This window comes from Rodentibacter sp. (genome assembly GCF_057314195.1).
The window spans coordinates 4,454-22,708 of record NZ_DBHLAM010000006.1 but is presented as its reverse complement, the minus strand read 5'-3'; the positions used below and the strand labels follow the sequence as shown (position 1 = coordinate 22,708).

The following is an 18,255-nucleotide window of genomic DNA, read 5'->3' as shown; positions in this document are numbered from 1 at the left end:
AAAAAATCCGCACCTTCAATTTTTAGGAGCGGATTATTTTTATTTTCAAAACGCTAAGAATTTATTCTGCTTTCGCTACGACTTGAATACTTAATTCCGCCAAAGCTTGCGGGTTTGCCACGCTTGGCGCTTCCGTCATCAAGCACGCCGCCGCCGTAGTTTTCGGGAAGGCGATGACATCGCGGATGTTTTCCGTACCGGTTAGGAGCATGGTTAAACGGTCTAAGCCGAAGGCTAAACCTGCGTGTGGCGGTGTGCCGAATTTCAATGCATCCAACAAGAAACCGAATTTTTCGCGCTGTTGCTCTTCGTCAATGCCCAGAATGCGGAATACGGTTTGTTGCATTTTCGGGTCGAATATACGCACAGAACCGCCGCCCACTTCGTAGCCGTTGATGACCATATCGTAAGCATTGGCGACCGCACTTGTCGGATCTGCTTCTAATTGTTCTGGGCTGAAATCTTTTGGTGAGGTGAATGGGTGGTGCATTGCCGCTAAGTTGCCTTCGTCATCACGCTCGAACATTGGGAAATCGATGACCCAAAGCGGTTGCCATTCATCTAAACGGGTTAAACCTAAATCGCGCCCCAGTTTCAAACGCAATGCGCCCATGGCATCGGTGGCGGTTTGCCATTTGTCCGCACCGAAGAATAAAATATCGCCGGTTTGTGCGCCTACGCGCTCAAACAAGGCTTTTAATACGTCTTCATTTAAGAATTTCGCAATCGGGCTTTGCACGCCTTCAAGACCAGCGTTGACATCGTTCACTTTTAACCATGCCAAGCCTTTCGCGCCATAAATGCCCACGAATTGCGTATATTCGTCGATTTGTTTGCGTGTAATTTCATTACCATTTGGCACACGAATGACCGTCACGCGACCATTCGAATCATTGGCCGGACCTTGGAATACTTTGAAATCGACATCTTTCACGATATCCGCTACATCTACCATTTCTAACGGGTTACGCAAATCCGGTTTATCGGAACCGAAACGGCGCATTGCTTCCTGCCAGGTCATCACTGGGAACTTGCCTAAATCCACGCCGATAATTTCTTGCCACAAACCGTGCACCATACGTTCCATAATTTCACGTACTTCAGGCGCAGTTAAGAAAGAGGTTTCCACATCGATTTGGGTAAATTCAGGTTGGCGATCTGCACGTAAATCTTCATCGCGGAAACATTTCACGATTTGATAATAACGGTCAAAACCGGACATCATAAGAAGCTGTTTGAAAAGCTGCGGCGATTGTGGCAAGGCATAAAACTTGCCTTTATGCACACGGCTTGGCACTAAATAGTCGCGAGCGCCTTCCGGTGTTGCTTTGGTGAGCATTGGGGTTTCAATATCTAAGAAACCGTTGTCATCCATAAAACGACGCACAAAACTGGTAATTTTCGCACGAGTTTTCAAACGTTGCGCCATTTCCGGGCGACGTAAATCTAAGTAACGATATTTTAAGCGTTGTTCTTCAGTGTTGTTTTGGTTGAAGTCAAGCGGCAGCACATCGGAAGCATTATAGATTTTTAGCGCTTTTGCCAATACTTCCACTTCGCCGGTCGCCATATTTTTGTTGATTTGATTTTCCGGGCGGGCAATCACTTCACCTTTGATTTGAATGCAAAATTCGTTACGCAAGCCTGCCGCGGCGGTTAATGCTTCTTGGAATTTCGGATCGAAACACACTTGCACGATGCCATCACGGTCACGCATATCAATAAAAATCAAACCGCCTAAATCACGGCGACGGTGCACCCAACCGCTTAATATCACTTCCTGACCAATATTTGTACGGTTTAACGCACCGCAATAATGTGAACGCATCATTTTTATATTCCTTTTTTCTAATTCAGAGATAAATTAACCGCCTGATTATACGGAAATTGCCGGGGCTTTTGAATTGGAAAGCGAAATTTATTTGCGCGGTGAAAAACTTTCTCTAAAATGACCGCACTTTTTTGCACAGTTTATAAAAAACATGAACAAAGACACCATTTTCTCCGCGCCCATTGAAAAATTGGGCGATTTTACCTTTGACGAAAGCGTAGCCGAAGTGTTTCCCGATATGATCCAACGCTCCGTGCCTGGCTATTCCAATATCATTACCGCCATCGGTATGCTTGCCGAACGCTTTGTGACCGCCAATAGCAATGTGTACGATCTTGGCTGTTCACGCGGTGCGGCGACGCTTTCCGCACGTCGTCACATTCGCCGACCTAATGTGAAGATTATCGGCGTAGATAATTCCCAACCGATGGTAGAACGTTGCCGTCAGCACATCGCGGCTTATCACAGCGACATTCCGGTGGAAATTTTATGTGATGATATTCGTCAGATTGATATTCAGAACGCTTCCATGGTGATTTTAAATTTCACTTTGCAATTTTTGCCGCCGCAGGATCGAGTAGCGTTATTGGAAAAAATTTATCAGGGTTTGAAGCCGAACGGCGTATTGGTACTTTCGGAAAAATTCCGTTTTGCAGACGAGCAAATTGACGAATTGCTGATTGACTTACATCATCAGTTCAAGCGCGCCAACGGTTATAGCGAGTTAGAAGTGAGTCAAAAACGCACCGCATTGGAAAATGTGATGCGCACGGATAGCATCGACACCCATAAAACGCGGTTAAAAAACGTCGGATTTTCTCACGTGGAACTGTGGTTCCAGTGTTTTAATTTCGGCTCGATCATTGCGATCAAATAAAACAGAACTTGAGTACGGTGACAAAAAAAATGCTGCAGTATGATGCGGCTGTTGCATAAGGCTCAAATTCTCCTCATGAAATAGCACCGCATTGAAACCGGCTTCAATGCGGTGCTATTCGGCAACATAAAAATCTGACTTACAAGTTTGATTCTTTTATGCATTTGTTGCGCCATATCATTTTTTGTCACCTCATTGTTTCATTAAACCTTTCTACAACGGTTTCAAATCCTTATCCAGCAAACGGGCGAGCAATAAGATGCCGTCTTTAAAACGGTATTCGGCATATTCTGCTTGCGCGTAATACTGTCCCTTACCTTCTGCGAAGAAATATTCCTGACTTGGCAATTTTGGCATCCGGCCGGCATTATTTATCGGCAAATACACGTCCGGCACGCAATCAAAAAAATCTGTCGGAATACGGCTTTCCACGCGGCATAAGGTGGCAATGCCCTGTTCGTTCTGATGAATTAAGGCATAAAGCCGTTTCGGGCGTTGTTTTTGCATGACATCGTCATCGTCGCTTGTTTCGACTTCTGTGTTAGATTCGTTTAGTTGCGCGCGAATATCCGTCAAGTCAGTCAAAATGGCGTAACTGAGCGACATATAATCGCCTTGTATGAGAGAACGCGGATCGACCGGCGCAATTTCCAGCACCACCGGTTTTCCTGTTGCTAGCACATTTTCAAACTGCCAAACTTTATAATTTAACGGCAATAGCATGAAAAAAAGCGTACAAAGGGCAATCATCGGTTTGATTTTAGAAACGCCGGCAAAATTGACCGCACTTTTTGTTTCCTCTTGATGTTTTCGATGTAAATAAATTGCGCTCAGGGCAAATATCACACCGAAAAACAATAATAAAAAAGCCTTATAAAGTAATGGGATAGATAACCAATAATAGTAAATAGCTAAATTAATGATAAGCGCTGCTAAGGCGATAAAAAATAAATATCGGTTTGCCACAAAATAGGCGAGAAGCCATAACGAAGCGAAAAATAAAATTGTCGGCTGCGCAATAAAACCGACGGTAAATAACGCTAAAACACCGGCAATTGTCCATTTTTCCACCTGCGGTAAGGTAAAAAAGCGGTTTATTAGCCCATAAACACCAAGTGGCGCCAAGCAAACTAAAAATGAAATCAACCATGTGGAGCTTAATTTAGCCTTTGTAAATACGCCGTGGGTGATCACATTAAAAAAATCCGCAAACGTATTCACCGGCGGCAATTCATCGGCAACACCGTTAAAATTATCAGACCACGTTGAAGCGAAATGATATGCGGAAAAGCCCCACAAATCGAAGACAAGGGCACCGAGGCTAAAAAGCAAAAACGCCCAGGCCAATGGAATGATTTGTGCACGCACATTATCGTTTATTGACGGCAATCGCTGCGCCAAGAAGGCAAACACGGCGCCGAGCATCGAAAGAAAAACGAGCGGCGTTTGCAAGATCATGTCGACGGCGCTTAATTGCCACATCATGAGCACGGCGACAAGACTTAAAGTTTGTAACCAAATTTCTTTGCGTACGAAGTAAAAAATCGCTACGACTAAGGTGAACCATGCCGGCGCGGAAAAATTGAATCGTTCGATGGAATCGTAAGCAAAACGATCGAGTAATAAATAGCCGCCGAGCAGGCCATATCCCATCAAAAATAAAATACCGACGACAATCGACATCGGGCTGCCGGATTGAGGGGCCGCGCGATGCAACATCAATGCGGTGCCCAAAACGACAACCGATAAACCGGGCAAGGCGTTCTCGGGCTCGGAAAGATTCAAGGCTAAAACGACCCACACAAGTGCGGTCAAAATGCCGGTTAAAATAGCCAAAATCAGCAGAAAAGATAACGCCCAAGGAAGATTTTTACGTTCGGGATAATGGGCTTTATATAATTGATACAACCGGATAATCGCCCCAACGGTCAACGCAAAAATCAGTAAACCGTTCAATAAGGCGATATCGAGGGAATCGATCCGATTAAAAAGCAACAAACCGAAGGCTACAATTATTGCGGTGGTGGTTGTGATTAAATTGACAAAATCAAAACGGTATCGCTGATAAAAATAAAACAGTGCGGCTGCGGGGAGGGCGATCAGTAAAAAGGAATGAAACGGATAAAGCTCGAAAGGGAAGAGAAGGTCGTAATATTCGCCAACAAAACGACTGCCGAAAAGATGAAGCAAGAGGAAAACCACCAGTATTTTCGGGAGCACACGCCAGCGTTGATCGTGCAACTGACGAATAAAAATTTCGCTTAAAAGAAGTCCGATAGCGTTTAATACGACGCCGTAAATTGTTGCGTGCTCATAAAATCCGTCAACGTTAAGCAGATATAACGTCAGATTGGTGGTGACGATAAGTAACAAGGCGGAGGCCGCATTCGGCAATAATAACAGCCAAGGAAGTTGACACAACGACCAAACGGCGAATAATTCCCACGTATCGGCGCCCGTTTGGTAGGTTTGCCCGACCAAGGCCAAGGTGGCGCCGATAAGCACGGCGGCAATAAAGAAAAATGAGACGGAAAGCGACTTTAATTTTTCCTGTTCCAATCGACGGCTTTCCCGCATAAAAAAATAACTGCCCGAAATAACCGAAAAAGCAAATACCGCTTGCAGTCCGTAAATTTTGCTTAAATCGGAAAAATAATCCCAATTGGCGGCAATAAAGGTTACGCTGCCGCCGGTTAAAAAGCCGACGCTTAAAAGCAAAAAAAGTAAATTGAGATAGCGGTGCCAGGATAGGGTAAACAAAGGATGGTGATTCATGGCTTTGATTTTCCTTGATAATTATTATGAATAAAAATTGGAGCTATTTTGCCAATGCTAAGAACAAAATGAAAGGGAAAGCGAGTCGTTATTTAAATTTGGCAAGATAAGTTTGCTGATGTGACGTTTAATTCGGATTTAATATATTTAATCCATAAAAAATCTGCTCCTTAGTAAGTCGGTGAGTCCGACTTTTAGGGAGCAGATCATTTTGTGTTCTTCTATGTAATCAATTATTCCACTTTTACAATCCAGCCTTCCGGTGCTTTGATATCGCCGAATTGAATGCCGGTGAGTTCGTTGTAAAGTTTGCGGGTTATCGGGCCAACATCGGTTTCGGAGTAGAAAACATGGAATTTCCCTTTGTGTTGAATACCGCCCACCGGTGAGATGACGGCTGCGGTACCACATGCACCGGCTTCAGCGAATTGATCAAGTTGATCGATATATACATCGCCTTCAATCGCTTCCATACCTAAACGCTCTTTGGCGATATAAAGTAAGGAATATTTAGTAATACTCGGTAAAATTGATTTGGATTTCGGCGTAACGAATTTGTTGTCTTTAGTGATACCAAAGAAGTTTGCCGCGCCCACTTCTTCGATTTTGGTGTGAGTTTTTGGATCTAAATAGATTGCATCTGCAAATTTACGTTCTGCCGAGCCTTCTTCCGCAGCTAATATATGCGGCAGTAGGCTTGCCGCGTAATTACCGCCTACTTTTACACCACCGGTACCCATTGGCGCAGCGCGGTCGTATTCGGTCGTGATGAAATTGGAAGGTGCTAAGCCACCTTTGAAGTAGGCACCGACCGGGCAACAAAATACGGAGAAAATAAATTCAGGAGCGGCTTTTACGCCGATATTTTCGCCTATACCGATTAAAAACGGTCGTAAATATAAGGTGGCGCCAGAGCCGTAAGGGCCAAGCCATTCCTCGTTAGCTTTTACTACTTCTTTACACGCGCGAATAAATAACTCCGTTGGCACTTGCGGCATTAAAAGGCGATCCGCGGTGTGTTGCATACGTTTGGCGTTTTCTTGCGGACGGAATAAATTGATAGAGCCGTCTTTACAACGATAAGCTTTTAAACCTTCAAAACATTGTTGACCATAGTGAAGTGCGGTTGAGCCTTCGTGAATATGTAAAATGTTATCGGTGGTGAGTTTACCTTCATCCCATTTGCCTTCTTTCCAATGAGCAATGAAACGATAATCGGTCTTGATATAACTAAAACCGAGGTTGCTCCAATCTAAGTCTTTCATTTTGCTTCCCTTATATTTGTTTTGAATGAAATGCCGGTTAATCTACACCATAATTTTTGGCATTTAAACCTTTAAACGGAAATTTTTTGTGATTTCTCAAAATTTGAGCGGTTATAAAGTTAAGGAAGAAAAACAGTGCGAAATATGTTAAAGTTTAACGAAAAAAAAACGCCACTCGTAATGAGTGGCGTTTAACCAAAAGGTTGAAAAAATATTATACAGGAAGTAAATAAGTAACTTAATTTGTTACTCACGTTCGGTTTCCCGAACTATATGCAAACACAACATCATACTTAAGTCTGAAACTCATTAACTAGTAAGGAATTACCAATCTTTAAGTATGCGCGCATTGTAGAAATTAGGCTCAGGAAGGACAAGTGATGTTTTTTTATTTGTAGAATTAGAAAAACTAATGTGAATTAACTCCCGAGCATTATAGAAGAAAAAATTATTTCTGGAAAGAATTATGTATAAACGTTTGCCTCCCTTGAATTCACTGAAATCTTTCGAATCCGCCGCAAGGCATTTAAGTTTTACAAAAGCCGCCGACGAACTTTTTGTGACTCAAGCGGCGGTGAGTCATCAAATTAAATTATTGGAAGATTTTTTAGGCGTCGAATTGTTTAAACGAAAGAATCGCGCGCTCGAATTAACGGAATTCGGCAAAACTTATTTTGCCGATATTAATAAAATTCTGCGTAAACTCAATGAAGCTACGGAGCGATTGCTGACCTTAAAAAATGACCCCCACTTAAGCATCAGCGTGCCGCAAACATTCGGTATTCAATGGTTAGTACCGCATTTAAGCGATTTCAATCGGCTTCATCCCGAAATTGAAGTGCGTTTAAAAGGGGTGGATCAAGACGAAGGTTTATTGAGCAAAGAAATTGATCTTGCTGTTTATTACGGTAAAGGTAATTGGCAGAATTTGCAGGTGGATCGCCTCGGTAAAGAAAATTTACTGATTCTGGCATCGCCGGAATTGTTGGCGAAAAATCCGATTTATGCTAAGGAAGATTTAAAACACCACACATTAATTCACACGCATACACGTGATAACTGGCGCGCAATGGCGGACTATTTAGCGATTGACGAATTGAATATCCAGCAAGGTCCGTTGTTTAGCCACACTTTTATGGCGCTACAAGCCGCCATTCACGGACAAGGCGTAGCATTGGCCAATCGTTTGCTGGCGTTACAGGAAATCGAACACGGTTTATTGAAGGAGGTGTTACCAACGGATTTTCCCGATCCGAAATCTTTCTATGTGGTGAACCATCTCGATCGCCTTGATGACGAACAAATCCAAGCTTTCCGCCGCTGGATTATTGCGGCAATAAGAAAAGAAGAACATGAATAAATTAGCGTTATATTGTCGCCCCGGTTTTGAAAAAGAAACCGCGGCGGAGATCTCCGCGTTTAGCACCGCATTGGGCGCGTTGGGTTTTGCTCGCGTGCAAGAAAATTCCGGTTATGTGATTTTTGAATGTTATCAGCCGAATGAAGCGGATCGCCTAGCACGCGAAATTCCTTTCAATCGATTAATTTTCGCCCGTCAACTGTTGGTGGTGTCCGATTTGTTGGAAAATCTTGATTCGTCCGATCGTATCAGTCCGATTTTAACTGCGTTTAACGCGCTTTCGGCGCAAATCAATTTCAGCCAATCCGTTGAGCTTTTTGTTGAAACCGCGGATACCGACGAATCGAAAGAACTTTCCACCTTCTGTCGCAAATTTACCGTGCCATTAAGACAAGCTTTAAAAAAACAAGGTTGGCTTGCCGCAGCATCAAAGGCGACACACACTCGGTTTTCGCAGTGTTTTTTACATTGCTTTTTCATTAAACCGAATTGTTGCTATGTGGGTTATTCTTATGCGGATAATCATTCGCCGCATTTTATGGGCATTCCGCGTTTGAAATTTCCGGTCGCAGCGCCGAGTCGTTCGACGTTAAAACTAGAAGAAGCAATTTTAACTTTTATTCCGCGCAAAGAAGAAAGCAAACGTCTCAATGAAACGATGATCGGCGTGGATCTCGGCGCTTGTCCGGGCGGTTGGACGTATCAACTGGTAAAACGTGGTTTGTTCGTTTATGCGGTAGATCACGGCAAAATGGCGGAAAGTTTGCATGAAACGGGGCGAATCGAGCATTGTTCGGAAGACGGTTTTAAATTTCAGCCGCCGAAGCGCAAACAAATTCATTGGCTCGTGTGCGATATGGTGGAACAACCAAGCCGCATCGTAAATTTGATTAGTAAATGGTTGGTAAACGGTTGGTGCCGTGAAGCTATTTTTAATTTGAAATTGCCGATGAAAAAACGTTATCAAGAAGTAATGCAATGCTTGGAAACGTTATCGGATAAACTAACCGAGCAAAACCTTCGTTTTACTCTTCAAGCTAAACATTTGTACCACGACAGGGAAGAAATCACCGTGCATATCGCCCTAAAATAGGCGCTTCAATGCGGTGCTGTTGGAGAAGTTCGCTGAACGCAGCGTGGTTTACAAAATTTTAAGTAAGAAAAAAGCATCGATTTCATCGATGCTTTAAAATTTGGTTGCGGGGGCCGGATTTGAACCGACGGCCTTCGGGTTATGAGCCCGACGAGCTACCAAGCTGCTCCACCCCGCGTCTGACGGCGGGCACTATACGCCGTTCAAAAAATTTTGCAAGCCTTAAACAAAATTAAAATGCTCGATTGTTAAGAAAATAAACAAGGCGTTTATTTCTTCATCGTTTTAACGAAATAGGGCTAGTCCTTTCGGATAAATTTTGATAGCGTATGCGCCCTTCAATAATCAGAATTTATCGTCTTGGACGCGTTATGAAATCCCGTAAAAATTTTATTTTAAAAATCTTTTCCATCGTGGCGGTTGTCTCGATTTTGGCAGCTTGCGGCAGTTCGTCGAATAGCCGCGTATTGCATGGTAGCTCGCCACTCTTAACGCCGACGGGCGACGATCCGCAAAAATTCGGCGCCAAATACGGTGGTCGTCATTATCAACAAGCGATGCTTGCGCCGGTTTCCCGTGTAGAAAATCAAAGTGCGGTGATTAATCAAGGCGATTTTTTAACCCAACTTTCTAATGTGAAAGGTTATTCGGCCAAATTGGCCGAGCGTTTTTACGGCAATTACGAAAAAATTATCGGCTGGGTGCTTTCCGGTGCTGATGTTAATCAATTACCGCAATTTGGTATTCAGCCGCAAATTATGAAAGGTTTCGATGGTTATCAAAACGTTTTGATGACCGGTTATTATTCACCCGTGCTCCACGCGCGTCGTTCACCGCAAGGCAAATATCAACATCCGATTTACGCCATGCCGGTCAATAAGCGTTTCACTCGCCAGCAAATTTATAACGGCGCCTTGGCGGGGAAAGGCTTAGAACTGGCGTACAGCGATTCTATGTTGGATAACTTTTTACTCGGCGTGCAAGGTAGCGGTTACGTGGATTTTGGCAACGGCAATTTAAATTACTTTGCCTACGCCGGTCAAAACGGCTTTAAATATCAAGCGGTTGGCCGCTTATTAGTAGAAGACGGCGAAATTCCAAAGGAAAAAATGTCGATTCAGGCGATCCGTGATTGGGGCAAAGCCAATCCGTCGCGCGTACAAGGTTTGTTGGAACGCAATCCATCTTACGTATTCTTCAAAAATGATCCGAGCGGTAAAGTAAAAGGCTCGGCCGGCGTGCCACTCGTGCCGATGGCGGCGGTGGCGTCCGATCGCAACCTTATTCCCTCCGGCACGGTGTTGTTAGTGGAAGTTCCGGATATTGACAATGATGGCAATTGGAAAGGCACGCATAAACTTCACTTAATGGTGGCGTTAGATGTGGGTGGTGCGGTGAACGGCCACCATTTCGACTTATACCGCGGCATCGGTGATGAGGCCGGCCATATTGCCGGACTTTCCAAGCATTACGGACGCGTTTGGGTGTTAAATTAATGGCTCGTGCAGATAATTACGAACAACGTTTTGGCGGTATCGGACGGCTTTATACGCCGGCAGGACTTGAACGCTTACGCCGCGCGCATATTTGCGTGGTCGGCATCGGCGGTGTTGGCTCGTGGGCAGTAGAGGCTTTGGCGCGTTCCGGCGTCGGTCAGCTTACTTTGATCGATATGGATGACATTTGCGTCACCAATATTAATCGCCAATTACCGGCGTTAAGCGGTAATATCGGCAAACTCAAAACGGAAGTGATGGCGGAACGCGTGAAGTTGATTAATCCGCAGTGTACGGTGAATATTATTGATGACTTTATTTCGCCTGAAAATCAATCGGATTATTTAATTCGCGGTTACGATTACGTGATCGATGCCATCGACAATGTGAAAACCAAAGCTGCGATGATTGCTTATTGTAAGCGCCATAAAATCAAAATCATCAGTGTCGGTGGGGCGGGCGGACAAACGGATCCGAGTCAAATTCAAATTGCCGACTTAAGTAAAACCATTCAAGATCCGTTGTTAGCAAAAGTGCGCTCGGTTTTACGCAAGGATTTTAATTTCAGTCAAAACCCGCAACGCAAATTCGGCGTGGATGCGGTGTTCTCCACGCAACCGCCGATTTTTCCAAAAATGGCTGAAGGTTGTGCAGTTTCCGCAACCATGAATTGCGCCAACGGCTTCGGTGCTGCAACCATGATCACCGCCACTTTTGGCTTTTTCGCCGTGTCGCGCGTGATTGATAAAATATTGAAAAATCACCTCTCCGATAAAAACAACGTCTGAACCTCAAAAAAAAAACAGTATTGACGATCGTTTTCAGCACCGCATTGAAAGCGCGTCAATCTTGGCTTGACGGCATTAATTGAGTTCCCACCAAATCAACGCCCATTTTTTCTGCCCGTGTGAAATTGGTTCGCCGTTCGCTTGTTTTTGAACGTAAAAATGTTTTAATCCGGATTTTTCTTTTTCGGTTAGCGCGCCGAGGGAAAATTCGACGGAAGCCAATAAATCCTCGAAGGTTTCACCTTGAAAACGGCCGGATTGGGTTTCGATAAAGTTTAGGTTCGCTTGGAGGCCTTTTTGATATAAGCGGTTGAGTAAATAAATATAGGTGGGAAAGCCGATATCTTCACGTTCGATGGCGGTAAAAACGCCTTCATCCAAAAAGTGGCGTTGTGTGACGGAGGTTAAAAAGACGCGTTTTTTCGCTTTGGCGCAAAGTTTGTCAATCATATCGTCTAAATCGTCAACTAAGGTCGAGCGCGATGCCAATACTACGTCCGCTTGTGGAATATCGTCCCAATTTTCTGACCAGGCGCGGTGAAATGTGGTGAGATTTGGCAAATTCAATTCTTGTTTAAAGCGCTCCACACAGTCCAACATTCCTTGACTATAATCCAGCGCATAGACGGCTTGGCATTGTTGCGCCAGCGGTATTGCGAGGGTTCCCGGTCCGCAGCCGATATCCAACACGGTTTCATTGGCCTGTATATTGATGGCTTGTAACAATCGTTCGTTGTACACATTCGGTTTTCCCACTAAATTTTCTGCCATTTTCGCTGCCTTTTTGTCCCATTTGGTGGGCGGTAGATTGAAATGATTACAGGCAATTAAATGCTGTCGATAAAGTTCGGCGAAGTCGATGTCGTAAATAGTCATTTGATTTCCTCTTATTTTACTCTTATTGTTCCGGGCGATGATTTAAGTGGCGGTGTAAAAGATCAGGCGAAATACGGTAGATTTTTGCCAAATTTTTTAGAGTTAGTAATTCTTCCTTTGGACCTTATCGAAAGCCTAGCATTTTATCTGGCACGACCACATTTTCAGCCAAATAAGCGTTGTCCGTAACATTCATCTAGTTCAAAACGTAGGCATAAAAATTCTAAAAGTGCAGTCAAAAAAGGCGAGTTTTACTCGCCTGTGCTTTTGGTTCAAATTAAAGTTTATTTCCAATTTTCCCGTTTAGCTTTTTGCAATTTTGCATAAGTGTTTAACAAGGCTTGATGTTCTTTAAAATTTTTCAGTTCTTCATCGCTTGATGGAAGGTTGTAGAACGGATTACCGCCTTCGGCAACCGCATTCCAAGCTTGCGCCACAGCCTCTTTACCGTACATTTTTTCAAATACGGTGCGATATTGTTTCGGAGTGCGTTTATCATCTAAATGCAATTCAATGATTGAAATTAATGCACGATAATAATTTACGCGTTCAGCACTGAATACGGAGCTGTTCATATTTAACGTCCAGTTCGCCCAATCAAGTGCAGGTTCCAATTCGCCTAAGGCAAGATACAGCATAGATTTTAATTCGCCCACGCGAAGCGTTGTCCAACCGCTGGTTTTTGGTGCAACAATACCGATAAATTCACGTATGCGAGTAGCGTCGTCAATATTTTGCGCATCAAGTTCTTCCAACAATTCCGCGTAAGTTTCAGTATTGTGATGCTGGTTTGGTAAATCCAGCAAAATTTCACGCCAATCCATGCCCATATTATTGTTGGCGTAAATAAGATCGTCTGCAGGATAAATATCGGACATCCCCGGCACGATAATACGGCAGGCGTATACGTCTAAATGGTTGTAATCCATAATGTACACTTCTTTATTTTCTGTACGGAAAATCGCCATTAAGTTTTCGTATTCTTGTTGCGTCGTACCGCTAAAATCCCAATCGGTAAATTCATAATCCGGCATTTGTTTGAACAGATCCCAAGATATTAAACCGCTGGAGTCGATAAAGTGGGTTTCAAGATTAGCATGATCAGCGACGTCTTCATTATTGAAAGAGGGGGGTGAAAACACATCCAGATCTTTCAAACTACGGCCTTGTAAAAGCTCGGTTACGGTGCGTTCTAATGCCACTTGGAAATTCGGATGCGCGCCGAAAGAAGCAAAGCACGTACCGTTATTCGGGTTCAGTAATACCACGCAAATTACCGGATATTTGCCGCCGAGCGACGCATCAAAAGCATAAATCGGGAAACCTTCTTCTTCTAATTTTGCGATGGAAGCTTGAATAGACGGATAACGTGCCATCACCTCTGCAGGAATTTGCGGCAAGCTAGTGGCTTCAGCGATAATTTTGTTTTTCACATAACGTTCAAACACTTCCGAAAGCCCTTGCACACGCGCTTCGAATTTGGTGTTGCCGGCAGACATCCCGTTCGACACATAAAGATTGGCAATAATGCTTTGTGGAATATAAATGGTTTGCTCGTCCGATTGACGCACATAAGGCATCGCCACAATGCCACGAGCATAATTGCCGGATTGTAAATCAACCAATAATTCCGGCGTAAGTTCTTGATTCGGATCGAAATAGTCAAGCAAATAATCGTCTAAAATGCCTTTTGGTAATAAAGCGTCGTCTTCAATCGGAAACCATTTTTCGTTTGGATAATGTACGAAATCACCGTTGGCGATTGCTTTTCCCAAATAAAAATCCGCAAAGAAATAGTTAGTGGATAAACGCTCAAAATATTCGCCAAGCGCCGAGGCCAGCGCCGCTTTTTTGCTTGCGCCTTTGCCGTTGGAAAAACACTGCGGACAATCTTTATCGCGAATATGCACTGACCATACATTCGGTACCGGATTTAACCATGAGGCTTCTTCAATATTAAAACCCAGAGCGGTTAATTTTTGTTGAAATTTTGCAATGCTATCCTCTAATGCCGCGTCTTTGCCGGGAATAAAAGTTTGTGCTGTCATAGCGAATCCTTAAACAGAGAAAAAAGTGCGCCGCATAATAGGGGAGAATGGAAGGTGAGGCAAGGCAATTATGCATTTGTCTTAAAGGCTTCCGTAGGTTGTAAAAATATTGGCATTGTTGTCCGCTCTTTTTCAGTGTTGAAGGTAAGCGGATAAGTGCGTTTTTGTGCCACGATAAGGATTAAAGGCGAAAATAAGTGGGCGCGTCGGCCTGTAATAGACAGATTTTGTCGCTCAAGAATTTCAAAATTAAGCAACTCCAACCAATCGATAATGCGCCAAGTCGAATATCTGCGCAATGGAAACTCGCCAAGTTTATTTTTGCAAATCAGCAAACTTAACGGATTGAACAAGGAGAGAAATAACCAACCGTCATCAGCGAGTACACGATGAACCTCGCGCAAAATCTGATGAGGATCTTGGGTGAAATTTAAGCAATTTGTCAAAAAGACTGCATTTATTTCTTGTTGAATAAAAGGTAAGGCGGTAAGTTCGGCTTGTACGAAAGAATCGTTTGAGGTCAATGCGGTGCTATTTGGCAATGTCTTTTCGCTTAACAAAATTTGATGGCGCATCGGTAAGTTTGTCGTCACTTCCGTGCTTAAGGCGCCGAGTTTTAAAATTTGATATCCGCCGATTTTTGCCAGCCAAGGCGCTAAAGCGACTTCCAATGCGCTACAATAGGCTTCGCCTTGCGGTAACTGTCGCCAGCTTTGCGGGGCACAGAAAGGCTTGGCCGATTTTGCGTGCCATTTTACATTCCATCGAATCATCATTTCATTTCCAAACAAAAGAGGATTTATGTTAGTTGCTTTGCCAGCCTTGAACGATAATTACATTTGGCTTTATCAACGTGAAAATTTACCGCTTATTATTGTCGATTTGCCCGAAACGGACAAGTTGTTTGCATGGCTTGATGCGCATGATTATGCCGTCAATGCGGTGCTGTTGACGCACCTGCATGACGATCACACTCAAGGGGTAGCGGCTTTTCGTGCGCGTTATCCGGATGTGCCGATTTATGGTCCTGAAGAATGTGCCGAAAAAGGCGCGACGGTGATTGTTAATAAGGGCGAGATTATTACGGAAAACTACCGCATTGAAGTTTTGCCTACCGGCGGGCATACAGCGCAGCACTTGAGTTTTTTAGTGGACGGGCATCTATTTTGCGGAGACGCATTATTTTCTGCCGGTTGCGGCCGTGTGTTTAGCGGCGATTACGCGCAAATGTTTGAAACTTTGCAACGTCTTAAAATGTTGCCGGACGATACCGTCATTTGTCCCGCGCATGAATATACTTTAGCGAATTTAGCGTTTGCGAAAATGGTGATGCCGGACAATGACGCAGTCAAAAATCAAATAATTCGGGTGGAAACTTTGCGTGCTCAAGGCAAACCGAGTTTACCGACTACGCTACAGCTGGAAAAAATGATCAATCCGTTCTTACGGGCAAAAACGCTTGAAGCGTTTACTGCGCTTCGTAAAGCGAAAGATGTGTTTTAACTTTTTTACGTTATTCTGCCACAATTATGGCGTGTGCATTTGCTCAACGCGCCATAATTCATTAGAATGGCGCCAATTTTTTATCGGATATTTCTGCCGCACTTTTTAGATGCGGTTATTTTTACATCAACTATGACCCTTCTTGTTCTCGGCATCAATCATAAAACTGCATCCGTTTCGGTGCGTGAAAGAGTCGCTTTTTCAGCGGAAAAGCGTCTGCTTGCCTTGCAACAAATTCAGCAACAAAACCTTGCCGAAGGCGCGGTGATCCTTTCTACTTGCAATCGCACGGAAGTATATTTGCACCATCGACAAATTTCGCCACAAGAATGCGATAAATGGCGTGAAAATATCGAACGGTGGTTTGCGGAGATTCACCGGATTCCTTTGGCAGAATTGATGCCGAGTATTTATGCGCATCAAAATCAACACGCGGCGAATCATTTAATGCGCGTAGCGTGCGGATTGGATTCGTTGATTTTAGGCGAACCGCAAATTTTGGGGCAAGTGAAACAAGCTTTTCAAATTACCGAAGAATTTTATCAAAACGCCCAAGTACCGCTTTCTACCGAGCTTTCGCGCTTATTCCAAAAAACCTTTTTGACTGCCAAACGTGTACGTACCGAAACCAATATTGGCGAGAGCGCCGTTTCTGTGGCATATGCGGCTTGCAGTTTGGCGCGTCAGATTTTCGAATCTTTACGCACGCTGAATATTTTAGTGCTGGGCGCGGGTGAAACCATCGAATTGGTGAGCCGTCATTTATTGCGTCATGGTGTAAAAAAATTAATGATAGCCAACCGTACTTTAAGTCGGGCGGAGCGATTAGCAGAAAAATTAGCTTCCGATACGCCGATTGAGGTGTTTGGTTTAGATGATTTTAGCACCGCATTGGAGCAAGCTGATATCGTAATTAGTTCTACCGCCAGTCCGAATGTGTTGATTAGCCGAGAAATGGTGAAAGTCGCGCAAAAGAAACGCCACAACGCGCCGATGTTGTTAGTGGACATTGCGGTGCCGCGCGATATTGAGGAAAGCGTGGAAAGTCTCGACAGTGTGTATCATTATACGGTGGATGATTTACAGGATATTATTCAATCTAATTTAAACCGCCGCGAACAAGCAGCAGAGCACGCTCAATCCATTATTGCAGAAGAGTGTCGGGATTTTTTTGAGTGGATTAAAGTGCGCCAATTTTCCAATTTGATCAAAAATTATCGTCAAAATGCGGAAGCGATACGCCAAGATTTACTGAAAAATGCGCTGCAACACTTGCAACAAAGCGATAATGCAGAGGCGGTATTGCAAGAATTGAGTTATAAATTGATGAACAAACTTATTCACGCACCGACGCAAACTTTGCAATCTATGATGAAAACGGGTAACGCAGAAGGCTTACATTCGTTTTCTAATGCCCTAAAGCTTTCCCATCCTTTAGATGAAAAAACTCTTTAAAATTCTAACCGTACTTTGCTGTGGTCTTTCTTCAACAGTCTATGGTGGCGAATATCGTTCTTTTACCGATTCCAACATTACTTACGGAATTTTTCAAGCTAAACCGGAAGACGTGCGTCTGCATTGGCGTGACAGCGAGGGTAAAGATTATCAATCTTTAACTAATTTAAAACATGCGTTGGAAAAAAATTTTCAAGTGAAAATGCTCATGAATGCCGGAATCTATAGTAGGAATAATGTGCCGGCGGGCTTATGGATTGAAAACGGCAAAGAATTGAATGCGCTTAATACCAAACGTGGTACGGGTAATTTTCATGTCCAACCGAATGGCGTTTTTGCATTGGTAGGCGCGCAACCTTACATTTTGACAACGAAGGCTTATCAACAGAAAAGGCTAAAACCTACCTTTGCCATGCAGTCCGGTCCGATGTTATTAATTGAGGGGGAAATTAACCGTCAATTTAAACCAACGTTAGAAAGTTATCACAAGCGCAATGCGGTATGTTTGGATAAACAACATCGTCTTTTCTTTATTATGACCACGAAAGGTGAGCCGAATCTTTATACTTTTAGTCGAGGTTTGTTAAAAGTAGGCTGTTACAATGCGCTTTATTTAGACGGCACGATTTCCGATTGGTATATTCCGAATAGATTTAATAGTTTTCACTGGCGTCATTTTGTCGGTATGATTTCTGTGGCGGAATGAATAAAAAATAACAAAAGCGTTTTTTTTATAATCAACTAAGCTTAAAAAACGGATTTTTTACAAAAAGTGATTGACGCGATAGGGGCAAATCAGCATAATACGCCCCGCAAAGCTAATATGGTTAAGCAGATGGCTACATAGCTCAGTTGGTTAGAGCACAACACTCATAATGTTGGGGTCGC

At 43.6% G+C, this 18,255-nt stretch carries 14 protein-coding genes and 1 tRNA gene; 8 read left to right on the top strand and 7 right to left on the bottom strand.

Going from position 1 to position 18,255, the window contains the following annotated elements; genetic code table 11:
- Positions 1 to 61: 61 nt before the first annotated feature.
- The gene (gene aspS, locus ACO59Y_RS00930) at positions 62 to 1,831 is read right to left on the bottom strand and encodes an aspartate--tRNA ligase (RefSeq protein ID WP_486129832.1); all 1,770 of its coding nucleotides are present in this window, start codon (positions 1,829 to 1,831) and stop codon (positions 62 to 64) included.
- A gap of 151 nt (positions 1,832 to 1,982) precedes the next feature.
- On the opposite strand from aspS, the gene cmoA reads away from it, so the two are divergent.
- Complete coding sequence (gene cmoA / locus ACO59Y_RS00925) at positions 1,983 to 2,708, top strand: carboxy-S-adenosyl-L-methionine synthase CmoA (RefSeq protein WP_486129830.1); 726 nt, start codon at positions 1,983 to 1,985, stop codon at positions 2,706 to 2,708.
- 213 nt (positions 2,709 to 2,921) lie between these two features.
- Here cmoA and ACO59Y_RS00920 read toward each other — a convergent pair whose 3' ends face one another.
- Both ACO59Y_RS00920 and ACO59Y_RS00915 read right to left on the bottom strand, forming a co-directional pair.
- Entirely contained in the window at positions 2,922 to 5,483 is a 2,562-nt protein-coding gene (locus ACO59Y_RS00920) for a GDYXXLXY domain-containing protein (protein ID WP_486129828.1), read from the bottom strand.
- A gap of 233 nt (positions 5,484 to 5,716) precedes the next feature.
- Entirely contained in the window at positions 5,717 to 6,775 is a 1,059-nt protein-coding gene (locus ACO59Y_RS00915; RefSeq protein ID WP_486129859.1) for a branched-chain amino acid aminotransferase, read from the bottom strand.
- Positions 6,776 to 7,214: 439 nt separating this feature from the next.
- Here ACO59Y_RS00915 and ACO59Y_RS00910 point away from each other — a divergent pair, with 439 nt between their 5' ends.
- Positions 7,215 to 8,108: a transcriptional regulator GcvA gene (locus ACO59Y_RS00910; RefSeq protein ID WP_486129826.1), complete on the top strand. Its 894-nt coding sequence runs from the start codon at positions 7,215 to 7,217 to the stop codon at positions 8,106 to 8,108.
- Complete coding sequence (rlmM, locus tag ACO59Y_RS00905; protein WP_486129824.1) at positions 8,101 to 9,201, top strand: 23S rRNA (cytidine(2498)-2'-O)-methyltransferase RlmM; 1,101 nt, start codon at positions 8,101 to 8,103, stop codon at positions 9,199 to 9,201. The genes ACO59Y_RS00910 and rlmM overlap by 8 nt, the downstream gene beginning before the upstream one ends.
- Before the next feature lie 101 nt (positions 9,202 to 9,302).
- On the opposite strand, the gene ACO59Y_RS00900 is transcribed toward rlmM, so the two are convergent.
- Positions 9,303 to 9,379: transfer RNA gene (locus ACO59Y_RS00900), tRNA-Met, on the bottom strand.
- A 193-nt stretch (positions 9,380 to 9,572) separates the two neighbouring features.
- Between ACO59Y_RS00900 and mltA the strand changes: the two genes are divergently transcribed.
- Complete coding sequence (gene mltA, locus ACO59Y_RS00895) at positions 9,573 to 10,697, top strand: murein transglycosylase A (RefSeq protein WP_486129822.1); 1,125 nt, start codon at positions 9,573 to 9,575, stop codon at positions 10,695 to 10,697.
- Positions 10,697 to 11,485 (top strand): tRNA cyclic N6-threonylcarbamoyladenosine(37) synthase TcdA, encoded by a 789-nt coding sequence (gene tcdA / locus ACO59Y_RS00890; protein WP_486129820.1) that lies wholly within the window; start codon positions 10,697 to 10,699, stop codon positions 11,483 to 11,485. Before mltA ends, tcdA begins: the two co-directional genes overlap by 1 nt.
- 75 nt (positions 11,486 to 11,560) lie before the next feature.
- On the opposite strand, the gene ACO59Y_RS00885 is transcribed toward tcdA, so the two are convergent.
- The 3 genes from ACO59Y_RS00885 to ACO59Y_RS00875 form a co-directional block, all read right to left on the bottom strand.
- Positions 11,561 to 12,361, bottom strand: a complete 801-nt coding sequence (locus tag ACO59Y_RS00885) for a class I SAM-dependent methyltransferase (protein ID WP_486129818.1) — start codon at positions 12,359 to 12,361, stop codon at positions 11,561 to 11,563.
- Positions 12,362 to 12,645: 284 nt separating this feature from the next.
- Positions 12,646 to 14,409, bottom strand: coding sequence for a 30S ribosomal protein S12 methylthiotransferase accessory factor YcaO (ycaO, locus tag ACO59Y_RS00880; RefSeq protein WP_486129816.1), 1,764 nt, complete (start codon positions 14,407 to 14,409; stop codon positions 12,646 to 12,648).
- A 68-nt stretch (positions 14,410 to 14,477) separates the two neighbouring features.
- Complete coding sequence (locus ACO59Y_RS00875) at positions 14,478 to 15,185, bottom strand: class I SAM-dependent methyltransferase (protein ID WP_486129814.1); 708 nt, start codon at positions 15,183 to 15,185, stop codon at positions 14,478 to 14,480.
- Between the two features lie 25 nt (positions 15,186 to 15,210).
- On the opposite strand from ACO59Y_RS00875, the gene gloB reads away from it, so the two are divergent.
- From gloB to ACO59Y_RS00860, 3 genes are all read left to right on the top strand, one after another.
- The gene (gene gloB, locus ACO59Y_RS00870) at positions 15,211 to 15,912 is read left to right on the top strand and encodes a hydroxyacylglutathione hydrolase (protein WP_486129812.1); all 702 of its coding nucleotides are present in this window, start codon (positions 15,211 to 15,213) and stop codon (positions 15,910 to 15,912) included.
- 132 nt (positions 15,913 to 16,044) lie between these two features.
- Positions 16,045 to 17,367, top strand: coding sequence for a glutamyl-tRNA reductase (hemA, locus tag ACO59Y_RS00865; protein ID WP_486129810.1), 1,323 nt, complete (start codon positions 16,045 to 16,047; stop codon positions 17,365 to 17,367).
- Complete coding sequence (locus ACO59Y_RS00860) at positions 17,351 to 18,073, top strand: phosphodiester glycosidase family protein (protein ID WP_486129808.1); 723 nt, start codon at positions 17,351 to 17,353, stop codon at positions 18,071 to 18,073. Before hemA ends, ACO59Y_RS00860 begins: the two co-directional genes overlap by 17 nt.
- Positions 18,074 to 18,255: the final 182 nt, after the last annotated feature.

Coding starts and splice junctions, on each gene's coding strand:
- rlmM (WP_486129824.1), top strand. CDS start 8,101: ATGAATAAATTAGCGTTATATTGTCGCCCCGGTTTTGAAAAAGAAACC.
- hemA (WP_486129810.1), top strand. CDS start 16,045: ATGACCCTTCTTGTTCTCGGCATCAATCATAAAACTGCATCCGTTTCG.
- mltA (WP_486129822.1), top strand. CDS start 9,573: ATGAAATCCCGTAAAAATTTTATTTTAAAAATCTTTTCCATCGTGGCG.
- ACO59Y_RS00875 (WP_486129814.1), bottom strand. CDS start 15,185: ATGATGATTCGATGGAATGTAAAATGGCACGCAAAATCGGCCAAGCCT.
- cmoA (WP_486129830.1), top strand. CDS start 1,983: ATGAACAAAGACACCATTTTCTCCGCGCCCATTGAAAAATTGGGCGAT.
- aspS (WP_486129832.1), bottom strand. CDS start 1,831: ATGATGCGTTCACATTATTGCGGTGCGTTAAACCGTACAAATATTGGT.
- ycaO (WP_486129816.1), bottom strand. CDS start 14,409: ATGACAGCACAAACTTTTATTCCCGGCAAAGACGCGGCATTAGAGGAT.
- ACO59Y_RS00910 (WP_486129826.1), top strand. CDS start 7,215: ATGTATAAACGTTTGCCTCCCTTGAATTCACTGAAATCTTTCGAATCC.
- tcdA (WP_486129820.1), top strand. CDS start 10,697: ATGGCTCGTGCAGATAATTACGAACAACGTTTTGGCGGTATCGGACGG.
- ACO59Y_RS00860 (WP_486129808.1), top strand. CDS start 17,351: ATGAAAAAACTCTTTAAAATTCTAACCGTACTTTGCTGTGGTCTTTCT.
- ACO59Y_RS00920 (WP_486129828.1), bottom strand. CDS start 5,483: ATGAATCACCATCCTTTGTTTACCCTATCCTGGCACCGCTATCTCAAT.
- ACO59Y_RS00885 (WP_486129818.1), bottom strand. CDS start 12,361: ATGACTATTTACGACATCGACTTCGCCGAACTTTATCGACAGCATTTA.
- gloB (WP_486129812.1), top strand. CDS start 15,211: ATGTTAGTTGCTTTGCCAGCCTTGAACGATAATTACATTTGGCTTTAT.